This is a genomic window from Paenibacillus sp. GM2FR (assembly GCF_002803325.1).
GTDB classification, from domain to species: Bacteria; Bacillota; Bacilli; order Paenibacillales; family Paenibacillaceae; genus Paenibacillus_AQ; species Paenibacillus_AQ lautus.
This window is the reverse complement of sequence record NZ_MKZM01000010.1, coordinates 644,639-661,926: the sequence shown is the minus strand read 5'-3', so window position 1 is coordinate 661,926 and position 17,288 is coordinate 644,639. Positions and strand designations below refer to the sequence as shown.

17 protein-coding genes are annotated in these 17,288 nt (G+C 49.9%); 1 reads left to right on the top strand and 16 read right to left on the bottom strand.

Annotated features, from left to right (window positions below):
- Positions 1 to 77 precede the first annotated feature (77 nt).
- From PAEVO_RS27980 to PAEVO_RS27920, 13 genes are all read right to left on the bottom strand, one after another.
- Positions 78 to 1,202, bottom strand: a complete 1,125-nt coding sequence (locus PAEVO_RS27980) for a CgeB family protein (RefSeq protein WP_100540754.1) — start codon at positions 1,200 to 1,202, stop codon at positions 78 to 80.
- Positions 1,203 to 1,249: 47 nt separating this feature from the next.
- On the bottom strand, positions 1,250 to 2,341 hold the full coding sequence (locus PAEVO_RS27975; protein ID WP_100540753.1) for a CgeB family protein: 1,092 nt from the start codon (positions 2,339 to 2,341) through the stop codon (positions 1,250 to 1,252).
- A 202-nt stretch (positions 2,342 to 2,543) separates the two neighbouring features.
- Entirely contained in the window at positions 2,544 to 2,852 is a 309-nt protein-coding gene (locus PAEVO_RS27970; RefSeq protein WP_100540752.1) for a hypothetical protein, read from the bottom strand.
- 7 nt (positions 2,853 to 2,859) lie between these two features.
- Positions 2,860 to 3,174: a hypothetical protein gene (locus PAEVO_RS27965; protein WP_100540751.1), complete on the bottom strand. Its 315-nt coding sequence runs from the start codon at positions 3,172 to 3,174 to the stop codon at positions 2,860 to 2,862.
- Complete coding sequence (locus PAEVO_RS27960) at positions 3,174 to 3,485, bottom strand: alpha-helical endospore appendage domain-containing protein (RefSeq protein WP_411829540.1); 312 nt, start codon at positions 3,483 to 3,485, stop codon at positions 3,174 to 3,176. The genes PAEVO_RS27965 and PAEVO_RS27960 overlap by 1 nt, the downstream gene beginning before the upstream one ends.
- Positions 3,486 to 3,517: 32 nt before the next feature.
- Entirely contained in the window at positions 3,518 to 3,808 is a 291-nt protein-coding gene (locus PAEVO_RS27955) for a nucleoside-diphosphate sugar epimerase (protein WP_100540750.1), read from the bottom strand.
- A 71-nt stretch (positions 3,809 to 3,879) separates the two neighbouring features.
- Positions 3,880 to 4,611: a glycosyltransferase family 2 protein gene (locus tag PAEVO_RS27950; protein ID WP_100540749.1), complete on the bottom strand. Its 732-nt coding sequence runs from the start codon at positions 4,609 to 4,611 to the stop codon at positions 3,880 to 3,882.
- Positions 4,608 to 5,339, bottom strand: coding sequence for a sugar phosphate nucleotidyltransferase (locus tag PAEVO_RS27945; protein WP_100540748.1), 732 nt, complete (start codon positions 5,337 to 5,339; stop codon positions 4,608 to 4,610). Before PAEVO_RS27945 ends, PAEVO_RS27950 begins: the two co-directional genes overlap by 4 nt.
- A complete protein-coding gene (locus PAEVO_RS27940; RefSeq protein WP_100540747.1) occupies positions 5,336 to 6,097 on the bottom strand; it encodes a glycosyltransferase family 2 protein in 762 nt (253 codons plus the stop codon). Before PAEVO_RS27940 ends, PAEVO_RS27945 begins: the two co-directional genes overlap by 4 nt.
- Entirely contained in the window at positions 6,094 to 7,089 is a 996-nt protein-coding gene (locus tag PAEVO_RS27935) for a glycosyltransferase family 2 protein (protein ID WP_243390963.1), read from the bottom strand. Before PAEVO_RS27935 ends, PAEVO_RS27940 begins: the two co-directional genes overlap by 4 nt.
- Positions 7,090 to 7,171: 82 nt before the next feature.
- Positions 7,172 to 7,885 (bottom strand): glycosyltransferase family 2 protein, encoded by a 714-nt coding sequence (locus tag PAEVO_RS27930; protein ID WP_243390962.1) that lies wholly within the window; start codon positions 7,883 to 7,885, stop codon positions 7,172 to 7,174.
- 322 nt (positions 7,886 to 8,207) lie between these two features.
- Positions 8,208 to 8,771 carry a WIAG-tail domain gene (locus PAEVO_RS27925; RefSeq protein ID WP_100540745.1) on the bottom strand — a complete coding sequence of 188 codons (564 nt, stop codon included), beginning with the start codon at positions 8,769 to 8,771 and terminating at the stop codon, positions 8,208 to 8,210.
- 82 nt (positions 8,772 to 8,853) lie between these two features.
- Positions 8,854 to 9,999: a glycosyltransferase family 4 protein gene (locus PAEVO_RS27920; RefSeq protein ID WP_100540744.1), complete on the bottom strand. Its 1,146-nt coding sequence runs from the start codon at positions 9,997 to 9,999 to the stop codon at positions 8,854 to 8,856.
- A 291-nt stretch (positions 10,000 to 10,290) separates the two neighbouring features.
- Here PAEVO_RS27920 and PAEVO_RS27915 point away from each other — a divergent pair, with 291 nt between their 5' ends.
- Positions 10,291 to 11,394 (top strand): YheC/YheD family endospore coat-associated protein, encoded by a 1,104-nt coding sequence (locus PAEVO_RS27915; protein ID WP_100540743.1) that lies wholly within the window; start codon positions 10,291 to 10,293, stop codon positions 11,392 to 11,394.
- Positions 11,395 to 11,606: 212 nt separating this feature from the next.
- On the opposite strand, the gene PAEVO_RS27910 is transcribed toward PAEVO_RS27915, so the two are convergent.
- The 3 genes from PAEVO_RS27910 to PAEVO_RS27900 form a co-directional block, all read right to left on the bottom strand.
- Positions 11,607 to 14,483, bottom strand: a complete 2,877-nt coding sequence (locus tag PAEVO_RS27910) for a DUF5704 domain-containing protein (RefSeq protein ID WP_100540742.1) — start codon at positions 14,481 to 14,483, stop codon at positions 11,607 to 11,609.
- An 802-nt stretch (positions 14,484 to 15,285) separates the two neighbouring features.
- Positions 15,286 to 16,485, bottom strand: coding sequence for an S-layer homology domain-containing protein (locus PAEVO_RS27905; protein ID WP_100540741.1), 1,200 nt, complete (start codon positions 16,483 to 16,485; stop codon positions 15,286 to 15,288).
- Positions 16,486 to 16,809: 324 nt separating this feature from the next.
- Positions 16,810 to 17,208, bottom strand: a complete 399-nt coding sequence (locus PAEVO_RS27900) for a helix-turn-helix transcriptional regulator (RefSeq protein WP_100540740.1) — start codon at positions 17,206 to 17,208, stop codon at positions 16,810 to 16,812.
- Between the last annotated feature and the right edge of the window lie 80 nt (positions 17,209 to 17,288).

Below are 17,288 nucleotides of genomic sequence, written 5' to 3'. Positions count from 1 at the left end.
TGGTACAATATATTAGGGAGACAAAGATACCGCAACGACGCTTGTTCCCCCAACATTCATCTATTTCTGTGTACCGATTAAGGGAAGATGACCGAGAACAACGTATTCAGCCGATGTGCATAGGTATGCTCCTGATAAGTTCTCTCCAGCGCACGATGGGCGATATCTTTACGAAGCTGATCGTTAGTCAGGTAATACTCGATTTTCTCCAGCAGTTCGCCTTGCGATCGGTACGTATCGATCTCAACCCCCGGTGTGTAAAAACGCGCCAGATCTGCACGCTCATCACAGAGTTGAAGCGTTCCGCAGGCACTGATCTCAAACGTACGGGGGTTCGGGGAAGCCGCTGGAATATGACCGCTATTTTGATTAATATCATCGTCATCTACCGCACGATGCAGATTGATGATGATCTTGGCGCTGTTGTATACGTCTGCCGTTTCCGCAGGCCCCATCCACTTGTTGATCTCGATTCGGTTGTTATATCGCCCATATCCCGGGAATCGTTCCCACCAATTGCCGTTAATAAATGTGCGGCGCGCCATCAGTTGATCCATAATGGGTTCAAAGAACTGAATCCGTTTCGGATAGGCTGTACCGACGAAACCGATATCGCGTGTTGCCGCTCCAGGCTTGGCGATCGGACGGTAATGGCCGGGAAATGCAGCGAACGGCAAATAATGAACCTGAGCACAGCCCAAGTTCTGATAATGGGCTACACAGTTCAACTCCAGCGTAAATACATAATCATAGTGATGAATCCAGCCTAATGTCATATCGGTATAATACGGATCGTCGGTCATCCAGACGGCCGTCCGAATTCCCATGGCCCGGACGGCATCCATCTGCTCCACCGGCAGATACATGCCGTCCAGTACCAGCACTAGATCCGGTCTGGTGCGACTTGCTTCCGCTGCTACATCCTGCTTCGCATCTGTCAGCGTAAGCTGACGTACCATGCCATGCAGCGTGCCAATGATCGCCTCGTCAATCGGCGAATAGGGAAATCCTTTTCCCGAGCTGACAAACAAAACATGGATCTCCCGCACAGGCGGGGTGAATACAATCCGGTTGACAATGCCTTGTGATTTCCCCCGGAAATACCCTTCATCGTATCCCGCTTGAAGACCGGCACTCCTGCCTCGTCCATATGCATCGGATACGGCGGACCGACGTGGTCCTGTAACTAAACTTTTAGGCATCCGCTTTGCTCCTCCCTGATATTTGCTTGAACGAAAACAAGTTCATCCTATCGATTGGCCTCAATCAATGTCAGAAGTTCAGGCAGTCGGTGAACATACGTATGTCTTGTCATGGTCGTCTGAAGCGCCCGCTGCGCTATACTTCTACGCTGATCCTCTTGAGAAAGATAATAGGAAATCTTATGTTTCAATTCCGGAACGGAGCCAAAGGTCTCGATATCGATTCCTGGCGTATAATACTGGCTCAGATCCTCACGGATATCCGTGATCTGAAGCGTACCGCAAGCATTGATCTCAAAGGTGCGCGGATTGATCGAACGTCCCGGAAAATTCAGGCTGTTGCGGTTGTCGTCACCGCTATGGGTCGGCCGGTGCAGGTTGATCACAATTTTGGCGCCGTTGTAGAATTTCACGGTTTCTGCAGGCGGAATGAAGCCGCTGTACACAAACGGAGAGAGCTCTTTATAACGGGCAAGTCGCTCCCAGAAGCCTCCGATAATACGAACCTGCTTCCCTTTCAAGAACGGGGCCAATTCATCAAACAGTGCCGCACGGTTGCGAAACGCGTTGCCAATGAAACAAATGTCAGAACGATAAGCCGGCCCTGCCATCGTAGGGGTAAACAGTTCCGGATGAACGCCAAGCGGAAGATAAAACACTTCTTTCACTCCGACGCTCTGATACAATGGAACACAGCTCAGCTCGTGCGTGAACACAACATCAAAATGCTGTGCCAACCCCGGTGTCTCCTCCGTGAAATAAGGGTCATCCACAAACCAAATGGCCGTCCGGAAGCCGAGGTTCCGAAGCTGATTCATCGAATGGCGAAAATCCTCCGGAAATACGTGCAAGCCGTTCATGACCAGAATGATATCCGGCATTTGCTGCAGGGCCACCTCCACCACTTGTTCCGGCGGCACCACGATACATTCCCGAACGATTCGGCCAAGTCCCTTGACCACCCCTTCATCAATGGACTCAAAGCCTTGGGGGACATACAGAATTTTCAGATCGAAATATGGTGAGGGCTCGACTGGAATACGTTCCATCAGCGCACGGCACCCCCCCAAACGGTACCCTTCACTGTAACCTGCCTGGTAGCCCTCCTTCTGACCTGTACGAAACGATAAGCTCACCATCTTCACCCTGTCTCTTATGGGATTTACAAAGGTTCATATAACTATATGCCGAGAGGACGAATGCATCATGGACGACTGTCCCTTGGACCGGGAATTTGGCGTATGCCCTTACGTATCGCCCCCTTGAAAACGGCAAGGAAAAATAAAAAAGAGCGGTCTTTCACGGATCCGAAGCCTTCCGTGAGAGCCGCCCTGTCCGCCTTCATACGGGTGCAGGAGGGGTTTGCCCGTCTTCATAACCTTTTGCAAATCCCGATTTAAATCCTTCGTCATATGCCTGATTATAACCTTGGTTAAACGCTTGGGATGAGGCGGGATAGAACACGCGCCCTCCTCTTCGTAACCGATAGCGACTTCGAATCCCGCGGCGTTTACGCAAACTCAAGCTGCCGCCACGACGCTGTCTGGCACCTTTAACAACCTTCAAGCGTCTTACAGCCAAGGATCGTCTCTTGCTGCCGGCAGGACGTGCACGTCCGCTCTTTCGTAAACCCGTTAGTTTTACTTTCATCCTATCATTAACCTCCCGAGTGCGTGGTTTGTTCCTGGTCTACTATACCGTTGCATGCAATCCTTCCGGCTGCAAGCCATGGGGAAGAAGGAGATCCCCGTTTCGTTCGGTTCAGCGGTATGCCTGTCAGCATCTCCGTCATGACCGACTGGTAACCGGTTAAAAGCCGGATATTCTCAGCAAGCTTTCGCGAAGTCACGTCGGAATGGGCCGAGACCTCGGCGATATTCTCCAATATGCCGGCCAATGCCTCTTGGCTTCTGGCGATGGATGAAATCATAGCTACCCTTGCTTCATGTTCCCGGTGGGTGCGTGTAATCATTAGTCCGAATCTCCAAACTCAAATTCATCAAAACCTCCGCTTGCAGCCTGTTCATCGGTACCTAAAGCCACACGCAGATTCCGGCAGAGCCCTGATCCGATTCGGGTCAGTCCTTCAATCTGCTCCACGATTTGCTCATGCATCACCAGCGAATCCTTCAATCCGCCGGTAGAGGGATCCTGCGACAGTACCCATTCGCGAACCTTTTCAGCTTCGACAGCCTTCCCCTCCAGGATCAGAGAGGTCTCGCGCTGAATGGTAACGGCTGCTTCCAGCATTCGCATCAAAGACTCTTCTTTGCTCACCTGCATTCCCGCCTCTGTCATCCGGTAAGATTACCGGGTTATTCTTCCTCTTGGTCTCTCAGTTCCTTTAACACGATCTCCAGGCTATCCGCTGCGGTTTGCTGCAGATCCGCCATGGCGTTCAAATAAGAAACGATACTGCGATTGATTTGTACCGTCTGTCCTCCTGATGATTTCGGTCCTTCTGCGAGCTGAAATTCATATTCAGGAAGTGAATGTATAATTTGAGCCATGCGAACAGCAGCATGGCGCTGAGCTTCCAAAATCCGGGCCAGCTGCTGTTGAGAATGCGAAAGATGGGCTATCATATCATCGATTTTGCTCTCCACGTCGGTACTCCCCTTCACTCTTCTATCGGTTCAGCATATGCGGAGAACGGATTCTCCGTGCAAAATTCAAATCATAACTTTCCGCTTGCAAATAGGGATGACGCCTCGATCTGTAACCTTTGTTCCGCGGGTATCCGTTCAAGCCATCTGTGCATAAGGTCTTCCGCGGAAAGGATCTCTTCATCCCACATACCGATCTCTGCCGGGAGCGAACGCCTGAAGAGAAGACAGCTTAATGGATTGGACAAGGAACCCGACGGAGCGGACTTCTCCTCATCCGCCCATGCTGCTCCTAACCCCGTTGCGTCCGAACTGGCATAGACCATTTTTAAAGCAGGCTCACGCTCAAGCTCGCTCACCAGAACCCCAAGCCAGTTATCCATGTGTGGTAAAACATTGGCCAATATGGCGATGTACTCGCCAAGTGACGCTGAAATCGCCTTGTTCACTACACAGGCAAGATGATCTCCGCTATTCCCTTTGATGTGACGCACGACTCCTCTACGATCATGAATATACCGCCTCGTATTTGCTGTGGCCCCGGCATCGGCAACAAGCACCTCATAGAGATGGGGAGTCATCGTCTCAATATGCTGTATGACTTGAGCCACTGTATCATGGTGAGAATCCGCGGGGATAATAATGCTTGTTCCTTCGAACACAATGCCCCGGTCCTCCTGCCCAAGCTTTAGCCCGAGAGCATAACCGGCCTGATAACCGGCTCGGTAATGCTCGCCCGAAACTCCCCCCTCTCGCCGCTCTCCAGTATAGACTGTAACCCGTACGGCACGCCGTTTTTTCATGGCAATTCATCCTTCATATGCACAGCCGCCTCCTGCAACGATTCAAAGGTGCCGGCATCGCACCACCACTGCTGCAGGATGTCATAGATTAATCTGCCGTTGGCTGCATAAAGATTGTTGACATCGGTAATCTCCAATTCCCCTCGTTCTGACGGACTGATTCGGCTGATGATATCAAATACGCTATGATCATACATATATATTCCCGTCACCGCATGACGGCTCCGGGGATTTACAGGTTTCTCCTCAATGAAGAGCAATTTCCCGCTTCCATCCTCCGCAAATACGGGTACGCCATACCGATGCGGGCTATCTGTAGGACTGAGCAGTACCATAGCCGTACCGGAAGGCTGCTGTACATAATGCTGAATGAACGGCTTTAAATCGTCCTGAAAGAGGTTATCGCCCAGCAAAACAACGAATTTTTCCCCGTGAGGAATAAACCCTTTCGCAAGCTCCAACGCCTCCGCAATTCCGCCTGCCTGCTCCTGCACCTTATAGGTCAAATTGACACCGAAGCTCCGTCCGTTCTCCAAATATTCGGCGTACAGGCCAACCGATTTGGAGCCGGTAATCAATAAAATGTCATCGATGCCCGCCTGATGCAGCTTGTGTATTCCATATGCAATCATCGGATGCTTTCCTACCGGAAGCAGGTGCTTATTCATATATTTCGTCAGCGGAAGCAGTCGGGTGCCGTTCCCCCCTGCCAGCAATACGCCCTTCATGATGCGTCACCTCTCTCCTCGATGAATTGTAATGGATCAACATTCCACTTCTCTACAAACCGTCTCCGGTTCCGTTCAATCAACTCCTGGAAACCACTCGGGAACCGGGTTCGGAAGCTTGCACTCCCTTCATGATGCACCAGCACATTGCCTGCCACCAGCAGCTTGAACCCTGCAAGGCGAGCGCGATAGCAATAATCATCATCCTCATAGTGTCCGGGCGAGAACATCTCATCCAGGTATCCCACCCGATCCATGACCGCGCGCTTGAACAAATAGCATAATCCCACGATGCGATTCACTTCGTGCCACAGTCCCGGATTCGGTACATTCCAGCGTTCTGCCTCCTGGATGTAGCCTGTTCTGTCCGTATACTCTACCTTCACCTGCTGGATACCGCTTGCGTAATTCGTTACAGGCCCCACGACCCCGATCTCTTCCTTGCTGTATAACGCTTCTTGCAATAACGTCAGCCACCGCGGCGAGACAAATACATCATTGTTCAGCAGCAATAGCTGATCTCCCAAAGCCAACCGGAGACCATGGTTACACGCGATGGGGAAGCCGGTGTTTTCCGGCAGCGAGACAAGCAAAAGCCCTTCCCGTACACAATATTCACCGGTTCCATCCCGCGAGCCGTTGTCCACAACGATAATCTCGTAGGGGACATCGGTGTATGCACGGATATGGTCCACACAGGTGCGGAGCAGATGCAGTCCGTTATACGTGGGAATAATAATACTCGTTAGTCCGCTCATAGGCTGTTCCTCCGTAAGGATAATTCCGCCCGTGACACCTGTCCCCATTGAAGGCGCCCGCCAAGGTCTTTCATCGTTTCTCCTAGGGCTTCGATATGATCGCCAATGATCAGCTTTGCCACTGGATTGTCCTTACCCCGATTCGTCTTTCTTCGCCGGTTTACGCTCAAAACATCCACGGTTTGTACCGCTTCAATCCGAAGTCCATGTCTTATGGCCAACGTCTGGGCTCTGGGTGGGACAGAAAGATTCGCATAACCGATACGCTCCAGCGCCTGCCTTGTCATCGCATGGGGAATAGCTGTTAGCGAATTGGCCTCCAGATCGTCACGTCCCAGCATGCGGTTGAGAAATGTTTTACAGCGGGTAACCTCATCTTGGCGGCTAAATTCCGGCAGCAATGGCATGATATCGTTCAATGCCACATCCACTCCTCGATCTGCCGCAAGCAGATAGGAACTCAGTTTTTCCGCAGGCACCGGCATATCCCCGTCCATGAACAGAACGATGTCCCCGGTGCTCATCTTGGCCCCTAAGGCACGGGCCACATCATGTCCCAGCCGTTCGGGAATGTGGATCACCGTAACTCCTTCAAATGCACGCGCTGCCGAGTACGTATGATCATGGCTCCCATTCTCGACGACGATGATTTCATGAAATGGAAGTCGTTTTAGCTCTCGCAGCACCATCGGAATGGAACCCGCTTCGTTGCAGGCGGATACGATTACGGAAGCTCGCCCTTTCAGAGGCGGCAGCAGCGGTGCCGGGATCGACTGCCTGGAACCTCTGGCGTATCCGCGTCGGAACGATTCCGCCACGCCGGGCAGAACGTGATAGAGTTGACGTTGGGGAATTCCGCTGGAAGCCAGCCATTGACCAAAAGCCATGGATGCTTCCCTTTTGGATGCTCCCCGTCTTCTCCCGGACAGACCTCCCGCACTCAGTGCGAGCCGTTCCCAACGACTGTTCCGTATTAAACGGTACGCTACCACCCGTGAGGAACCTTTTCTTAAACGTCTTCGGCTTTTAGATCCTGATCGACTTATCTTTTTATGAACCCATCTTTGCACGTGCTCACCTCACCACGCTCCGTCTTCGTCCACCATCGTGATATCCGCCTCGGACACCACGCTCTGCCATCACGGCTTCCAGTGCTTCCAAATGATCGCCAAGCACCAGCATTTCCAGCGGATCTCCGCCCGCGATTCGACCGGGATTCAAGCGTCCGACTTCTACGCGATAAACCGCCTCCACACGCAGCCCCCGGTTCACTGCAGCCGCTTGCGCTTTCGGCGGAATGGACAGCTCACTTGCACCGATCGTCTCCAGCGCCCGACGGCTTAAGGCATGCGGTACGGCTGTCATGGACGCACCCCGCAAATCAGACCTTCCAAGCATCGAATTTAATGTATATTTCGCAAGAATAACCCGGTGAACCGGCTGCCGATCGATAGGACCGGTATAATCGTTCAAGGCCACATCAACGCCGGATTGAACCGCCTGGACGAAAGGCCTTAACTCACCGGAGGGAATAACCATATCGCTGTCTGTAAAAAGAAGAATTCGTCCTTTAGCTGCTTGAGCGCCTACACTTCGTCCCACATCGTGTCCAAGCGGCTCCGGAAAAGACAACACCTTGGCTCCCATCCGTTCTGCGACAACAGCGGTCTGATCCTTACACCCGTTCGCAACAACGATAACCTCCGTTTCGGGATGAACCGCCCGTGCTTCTGCTATGACCGCGGAAATCTTACCGGCTTCATTCATAGCTGGAATAATGACAGACACGTAAGGATGGGGATGATTCTCCCGTGGGATCTGTGGTTCCATAGGACGGTAGGTGGTAGGATTAGCGGGTGGCTGCAACGATTCCCTGGAAGGACGCCGAGAAACCGACCTTCTTCGGGGCCTTAACCGCTGCACATTGCGCATACTTGCACTCCTCCTCCCTCGTAACGGTCACTTGCTCCTTGGCAATCTATCCTATTGTATGTTTGCTCTCCTTCACCGTAACGGCATATGTACGGTTATACCCCAACGCTTATCCCCATCCGCTATCTGTACATACAAAAAGGGCGGGGAGTAAGCTCCCTGCCCTTTTTGTACGACCCTATTGCCCGCCTATCGCTATCCATGATAACCATCCGGCTGCAAGCGGATTGCCTGCGGACCTTGTGATGCCGACCATCGCCTGAAGCTCTTTCCGTGACCTGACCCCCGCTTGAAACCCGGGGTCGCTGCATGATACTACCATGACATAATTTTCATCGGCATAAGGGGACGGGAGCGAGACGGCAACATCGATGGTGTCCACGCCTTCAGGAAACATGAAGGGCATATCGCCAAACTGCTGCATTAACGGCCTGTCAGGCATCCCTTGTACCGGATTAAAGCTCAAATGCGCCAAGTCCACCGAATGGCTTGCAATTTTAGAGGAAGTAATCGATTCAGGGGATAGATGAATGCTATATACAGAATAGTCTTCAATCGCCTCGCTTCTTACACTGCGATGTCGAAGATGAGCCGAGTCAATCGTATCATCGGCCAACTCATATTCGGCCGTACCACCACGATCAATACCCGTTCTGTACGCGGATGTCTTGAGACGGCCAGGATATCGCCGGTACGGTCTCTTCCCTCTTCCCCTGGTGATCATCCTTCTGGCTTTGTTCACTGTCGGCTCTCTCCTCTGCTTCTAATCGTTACTTCATCCTATTCGGCAAGGGGGGCGCCTGCCACTGTTCCATCGGATACCCTCAGATGGTTTGCATCAAATGAACCCAGCGCTCGGCCGTATGATCCCATCTGAAGCGCTGCCGCACCGTTTCGCGACCGGCCATTCCGATCTGTCTGCGAAGATTTTCGTCCTGTAGCAGAGTGTTAATCCGCTGCGCAAGTCCGGCTGGAAAATCATCGCTCTGGACCAAATACCCCGTCACTCCGTTTTCCACAATTTCCGGAATTCCTCCGGCACTTGAAGCGATTACCGGCACGCCTGCAGCCATGGCTTCCACATTTACAAGCCCAAACGCCTCTCTGGGTGCAGATGGAACCACTACGATGTCTGCAAGCGAATACCAATCCGCAATGGCCGGGTATGGTACAAAGGGGCGGAAGTTTACCCAATGTTGGTATGGTCTTGCAGTTCTTTTCAATTCCCGTACATAAGCGGTTTCCCGATCCGATCCGTATCCGGCGCTCCCGATAATGAGCAGCAGCACATCCGGATGCTTCTCCATGATCTGCGGCAGTGCTTCCAGCAAATGGTGAACGCCTTTATCCGGAATCAGTCGTCCGGCAAACAGGATGATGCGCCGCCCGCTCCATCCGTAATGAGCAAGTCTGGCTTCCCGCAATGCCTTGGCTGCCGGGCTGAAGGGCGGAGTAAAATGCTCCAGACTGACTCCGAGATGATTAATCGTAATTTTATCCGACAGCTCTGGATGTCTTATCGTGATATCTTCCAGCAAAAAACGGCTGTTCACCACGATGCCGTCCATCCACCTGGCAATGTTCCCAAAGCGCTGCTCGCTCATATACGGAGGCGATATAAAGGTATTGGAGTGGAGATTAAGTACAGTCTTTACATCCGGGAGATGCATCTTCAGACGCTGTGCTAACAGCGGGCGATTGTGTACTTCGATAATATCCGGTCTCCATTTCTGAAGCCTCCGCAGCAGGGAAGGATAATAATTCGCTCCCGATGGCAGGCGGTAACACGGAACGCCGTTGATCGTGTCTTTTGAAGGGAGTCCTTTTCCAAGCACTCCGAATATGCGCACATCCATGGCTCCCTGTGCCAATGGAATCGTCTGCTCCACTACACGCTCGACCGAGCTGCTCCTCCCCGAAGGAATAACAAACGACCCCGGCGTCACAACTGCCACCTTCCGCAAACCCATAACTCCACACCCTTCTCACAACTTATCTATATGAAAAACCACTACTGATATATCATAGGTACCCATCCCCTTGATACCAGCAGTGTTTCATTGCCCTAATTCAAAATAACGCATACCTGACATGTGTATGGCCTGATACCTTAACATATACCGAATCAGGGTCAATTGGTGACTAATCTCCGGTAAAGATTAGGCCAACCACGGGCGACACCCGTCCATCCAGGACAAACTTCCTCCTGCATAGGATGTGGTACAAAGACTCCATGATCTATGGTAACAAGGAGGATGACCATGCATCCGGAATTTGTCGGCATTCTGCTCAACAACAACACGTATCGCAGAATTTCCAGCGGGAGAATCGGCACTGAATCACTGGCTAACTATGAAGAAGCCGCTGCCATGTACGGACTGGTTCCTTGTTTTTTTACCATTCATCATATTTCATTGGATACCGGAATGGTGACAGGATATATACCCATTCCATCCGGGTATCGCCGTGTCTATATTCCCATTCCGCGGGCTATCCATATGCGCGCCATCTACCACAACCGACGCGAACTCAAGCGGATCGAGGATCTGATCAAACAAGGAATCTTTGTGTTTAACGGCCGTACGCGCTACGGCAAGGATACGATACACCATATGCTGGAACAGGATTCGGGATTATCGAATGCCTTGCCGCATACGGTAAAGGCAACGCCCGTCTCCATTCGATCCATGCTAAGCCAGCATGGTGACCTCGTCTTAAAACCATGCAGCGGCAGCATCGGCATCGGTATTATGCGGCTGAAAAGAAGCACCGGGCACAGTCAGCTGACGTATTCCCGCTCCTCCCCATCGGCTAAAGGATGGAGAACCGTAACGTTAGCCGAGGGCAAGCTTCATCCTCTAATTTACCAGAGAATCAAGCGTGCGCCCTTTCTGGCGCAGGAGCGGATCCCGCTGGCAGAATACAGGGGACGTCCCTTTGACATCAGGGTCACGGTACAGCGGGGAGGCAGCGGCAGCTGGGAAATCGCGGGCATGTTTGCCAAAACCTCGCCGCCTCAAACCTTCGTCTCCAACATCGCGCAGGGGGGCTCCGCCTATCAGGTACCTGACATTCTAACCCGCTGTATGCCGAATGCCCCTGTTGGAGAAACCCTCGAGCGCATTGCGGAATTCTCCCTGCATATCGCCCGGATCCTGTCCCTGTTTATTCCGTATGCTGCCGATTTTGGGCTGGACATTGGGATCACCGAAGATGGAAGGCTCTATTTCATTGAGTGCAACGGCTGTGATCAACGGTATGGTTTCCTGGAGGCCGGCATGGGAGAAGCGTGGAAGAACTCGTATCGGAATCCAATGGCTTTTGTCCGCTATCTCTACGATAACGATACCTGGCCCCCGCATTGAGATAAACCGAATGCGTTGGCGTTGATGCTTACGGTTTGATACCATATGCGGGATACACAGGCCATTGTCTGTAACTAACCTCATGCCATAGAGTAAACAGCGTAGCCTTGGATCAACAGAGCTTTTTCATTGCGAGTACAGCGAGCACAACCAAAACAGCCACTGCCTTTAAGAATAATCAGGCGTGGCTGTTTTGGTGTTAAGTGAAAACTTTAATGAGGTACCTGGGATCTAAAATCCCCTTTGCTGGACTGATCGGCATGATAGAATATGACATCCCCGTCCATCAGAGAGAACCGCTTACCATATGGATCATTATACGTGCGGCTGTATCCTTCAAGCTGCCATTGATTCATGAGTGGGCCATGAATGTATTGCAGATGGGGTTTGGCCGTATTGCCCTCCCGGATCGTCTCGATGTTGAAATTGACCACGATATACCCTTTTTTCAGAAAAACCGAGGATTTCTCGTCCAGTCGGTTCGTCCGTCCATAAGCGGCCAGGTCGGTCCCTTTCTTCACTACGTACACGTCGGCAGGAAGACTGTATTCACCGTACCAGCGCTGAATAGCCGCGTTAGCCCGCTCCGTGTCAACGGAGGCTGGCAACCCTGACTTCGGGCCGATCAGTGTTCGTATTTCGGATGGCAGCAGCATCCAGTCGAGCCGCCCTATCCAGGTCTTATTCTTGCTGGTCTTCTCCAAATACTGCCTCAAGTAAGCTGCCGCGGACATTCCCGCCGGGGCTCCGCCGCGGTTGTACAAATATGAAGCGTTATCCTGCAGCTCGCCTTGAGGAACATTGCGCAGCCTTTCATTCAGAACGACATAGCGCTTCTCCGTGTCCTGCGGGGAACCGATCCGAATGAACTTTCGATTTCCGCTATGGTAATACAGATCAACGGGCTGCCGTCCGCTGCCATCTGGATGAACGAAATAAAAACTCGGTGTAATGGAAATGCCGTCTTGTACACCAAACATATTGCCCTTTGTCTTCAAATCAAATTTGAAGTGGTAGCCTGTCTTTACGGCCGCATTCTTATATCCCTGTGCCGGATGCTTGCCCGGTGCGATGGGAAGTGTGTACGGCAGCGAGTTCCCGCGTGCTCCACCGTCAATATCGCGAAGTCCTGTCCAATAGGACGCGCCGCTTGGTGCCGCACTCCCTTTTTGTTTGCGGAAGACCGTCTCCCAGTTATAATCGGCTATATCCGTGATATGGAAATCATATACGCGTCCGATCACTTCGACCGGTTCTATATCCGTAGCCACATGGTGAGCCAAATCCAGATTTGCGCTGGGCTGTGTCGTAAAGTCGGAAGGAGCGTTCTCCGCGATCGTACGGAAGTATACCTGATAATTGCCTTCATCCACCCATACCGGCAGGAAAAACTCCGTGTCCAGCTGATCCGTCGGAATTGTGATCCAGGTGTCTTTTGGATAAAAGGTGCTCCTGTCGCTGCTGTAGACATCGAACGGAAAATACACCTGCTTCGATCTTACATACTTCGCATAGTCCCGGTCTCCGTACCCCTGGATGTTCCGATGCTGACCCGAGGTAGGGATGCGTACCGTAAACGGCCGATCCAAGATGAAAGCAGACCGCTTCGGGTTCGGGGTTGTCTTCTGATTGTGGGCCTGATCATCCGTCACCGACGAATAATTGACTACCGGCGTATGGACGGTGACGGTGTTAATGGCATTGACGGGAAAGGATTGATTAGATCCGCCATTAATGTTGCCGGGTATGAGATCATAATTTATCGTTCCTGTGCTCGTCGTATTCGCTTTATTTAATAATGTATTGCTGATGAGATAGTTTCTGCCGTACAGGACGTCTCTTTGAATCGTCGCAGCCGGGGGAATGATCCCTGGTGTTGGTGCCGTCCCTTGCGCCCAGCTGTCATTCATTACGGTAGATCCGTTAAACAGGACTCTATCATTTTTCACCTGGTTTTGACCTACAGCCGACTCCGCTGCGGATGTAAAATCCGTTGTCGGTAATGCTGGCCTGCTCGAACCGCCTGAAACGGTTTCTGTTCCTAGATCTACTTCTTCGCATGGTGCAGGCTCCACATGATCGTCAACGTTCGCGCTATGATCGGATGTAAGGACAGGAGGGGTGTAGCCGGTTGGAGTAAGGTTCACCGAACCGCCAGGTAATGCATAATTATTAACGGTTGTTTTGGCTAGCTTATATACCTCCAGGTTATCGATTTGCCAGTAGGAATACGGCCTGGTTATCGTAACTTGTTCTACTACCGGAACCTCTTCTTCCATGGGTTCATCAGGCGTGCCGGGATCATCCGGACCCGAACTTGGTTCTCCCGGTATCGTCCAGGTGAGAATATACGTCTTTTTGACGGGAACAGTATAGGTAATTTCCCCCGACATGTTTGCCCATTGGTTCTTATACAGATAATTGAGTCCGAACACATTGACGTATAGGGATTCCGAAGTCGGTATCCCGTCCAGAACATCAAACTTTTCAGAGTCTCGATTGTCCGCTTTGATTACGCCCGTTGCCACGGGATCCATCACCGTATGCGATGTAATGGTTCCCTTTCTCGCCGCACCGATTTGGATTCCGCATGTGTTGGGTGGGCTACCTGGTTCTCCCGGATCTCCTCCACCGGTATTCCCGCAAGACGAGCCTGTTCCAACCTGAATCGAGGTATCGGCGGTTTCATCCAGTGCCTGAGCCGTATCTTTAAAATGAGCAGTAATCGTCGCTTGCCCTGTCGTTGCTACGGCTGTCACTACACCTGACGCATTGATAGTCATGACACTACTATCCGAGCTTCGCCAGGTCAACTTGTCGTGTCTTTGCAGATTGTATGTACTTCCGTCTACCTTCGTTAATTTCGCCGTGAGCTGAATGGTACCGGACGGTGGCACGCACGTCGCGCCTGTGATTTCTAAGCCTGATGTTCCATCTGCAAAGGTGGCTCGAAGGAGTTTGTCTTTGTACATATAAGTGTAGGAATCAAATGACACCCAAAACTTAGCAAAGTACCATACTTGCTTAGCTCCCGGATTTGCCCAGTATTTATTATAAGTGTCATTGTTAAAGGTTTGAGTATAATACATCCTTATACTATCAATTGAAGTAACATCTGCTATTTGACCTACTAAGGTGCTTGGATCCGTTGTCCCGGTGGAGCCATGAACGTCAGGGACACGTGATGTGTTGTCAATTTTAGTATTTGAGGAACTGATATCATTTGTAGAAATAGCGCTATGTTTTATCCATGTTCCTTCCAAAGTATGCCCTGCTTCACTGATCAAAAAAGCAGTAGTACGATTGATAGGTAAAGATAACTTATTATCGGTACAGCCAGGATATTTGGGAAGTTGATGCCCTTGAATTGTTTCTTTTTCTACATATCCATTACAGTTCTTATTATCCATGATAGTACCATTGGTACTTGATGCTTTCCATAACTGACCAAAATCATGACCTGCATCTGTTACTGACCATCTATCCCAGTAATATACGCCACCATAATTGGTATTATCTAAGGATGAAACCTTTAATCTTGTGCCACTTAGAGAGTCCTTCCCAGCCCATGACGTAGAACCAGCAGTGAATCCTTTGACTGATCTGATCGGGTTATTTGTACTTTTATTTATCCACTCTAGTTTTTTTATTATCTTTCCTGCAGGTGCGTTTACACTAATTCTTGTTGTCTCTAACTCCTTCTTAGATGAAAATAATAGTCCACTATATTCATAATCACCAGAAGTTGTTATAAAATCATACGAAATATTTTGAGTAGTTTCAGCGGCATCTATAGATTCAATTGGAGGAAAGTAGATAGAGATAATAGATAATAAAAGAAAAAAAACCGTTATTTTATAAATAGAGCTATTCTTAATCATGTTGAGTTACCTATCGAATAAGCTTTGACTTAGATAGAGTACTTTGATAGATCGGAGCTCCCGCCGAGATTGTTTCTACCAAGACTCTTATGTTTCCATCTGTGCTAAAACCAGTTTTCGGGATGACTAGGCCATTAATATGTCTTTTCGGATCTTTGGATTCAACAAGATAGGCCATATTCAATAGTTCTCCAGTTGGTTGACCGTTATATCCCAGAATCGCTAGATTCAATTGATTAACTGGGTAGGACTTAGGTTTTTTATTTACCGGCAAATGTGACTTTAATACAATAACATAAGCTTGGAGATCATTAGTGAATACATTTTCTTTCGAACCAAACTTCCATACTAGTTTATTTTTACTCGGCAGCAGTTTACGGTTTGGATCTTTCGGATCATTCCAATCAACTGCAATAAGTTCATCTACTTGAGCAACTACTGACCCATCCTGTGCTCCAAACCGTAACTTAGACGTCTTCCATGAATGAATCCCAAAATTTTTATTGTGATTATCAGGCCCATTAAAAATCTCCGGTGCAACCGAGAAAATATTCGTTTTATGCCAATACACTTCAGCCGCAGCTACGGCATATTTATCAACGGGGAGCGCCTTGCCGCTTTTTACCTGAAGCAAACGCTCTATAACCGCAATGGCTTGAGCCCTTGTCGTAGTTCCCGTAGGAGATATTACGCCAGGCGCGGTCCCCGATATGATGCCATCCTTGGATGCAAGATACATCCACTGCTTGTCTTCCACATTCTTATATCCCAGCGCTTTTACCGCTAGCTTAGCCATCTCTTCACGCGTCATCCGTTCCGTTAAGTTACTGTTTCCGAAATCGCCAGCCTTATAGATTCCTGCCGATTCTGCAGCAGCCACGTAAGGAGCATACCAGGAACCTGAACTTAAGGAAGACACCTCAACATTCATGGCTGAAACCGCCATTTTAATAAACTCCGCTCGGGTTACCTGTTTGTTAGGCAGGAATCTTTTATCCGGATAACCATCCACATAACCTCGTTGTATTGCCTCTTGAATAGCTGTCTGAGCCCAGTGGCCTTGTATATCCGCAAAATGGCTCGTCTTTCTCTCACGAGACTCTATCATTTTGTCTGCGTTACTCTCTTGCGCTGCCTCCACCGTGTTCAGATAGAAGCTTCCGACGAACAGGGATAATGCCGTTAATAGACTGATCGAGATCTTTTTCATGAATATCCTCCTATACAAGTTGTGGAATAAACCTATGCCCTTGCTCCATATCTCCTTCCTACGCCCTTGCTTAGGGACATCTACCGCCGTCTCTCACAATTACACATCCATTACATTTTTGGATGGATAAGAGAAATTATAGTTATATTATCATATAATCTTCTATTTTGGTATAATATCCCTATCCTGATTCTAATTTACTAGTACATTCGCATCTCCACAAGATAATGGTTATTTCCCTATAAACTGATAAAAACCTCGACGATAGTCACATGAATATGTGTGCTTTCGTTCGAGGTTTAATTGTTACACGTAGTGGAACCGTTATAAACCGGTGGAGGATTCATCCCGGTCCCCGGCCTGAATTTCAGCTTTTTCCGCGCTTTGCTTATATACAGCAGCCAACACTTTCTCATAAGCGCTTTCAAATTCATCGGGCAGCATCGGCTTGACTTTTTCCAATATGGTCAACAGTTTAAATAACGCCTGTACCTCCTCTTCCGTTAAACCAAGCGGGTACATTGCAAAATGCCCGATAAATGTGTAACCGCGGCCTCGTCCTTGGTGAGTGATGGGAATATGCATGGCGCTGAGGGCATCCATATCCCGATAAATGGTTCTTTCGCTGGTTCCACAACGTTCGGCAAGCTCTCGAGCCAGTATACCTGGTCTTGCTTGTACAAGGGTAATGATTCTCATTAGTCGGATCAGTCGGTCTGTCATATGGCATTCTCCCTATCTTTCTAGTAAATTAGACATATTTTGCTTGACTGCTAAGTAGTACATTCGACCCTGAAATCATT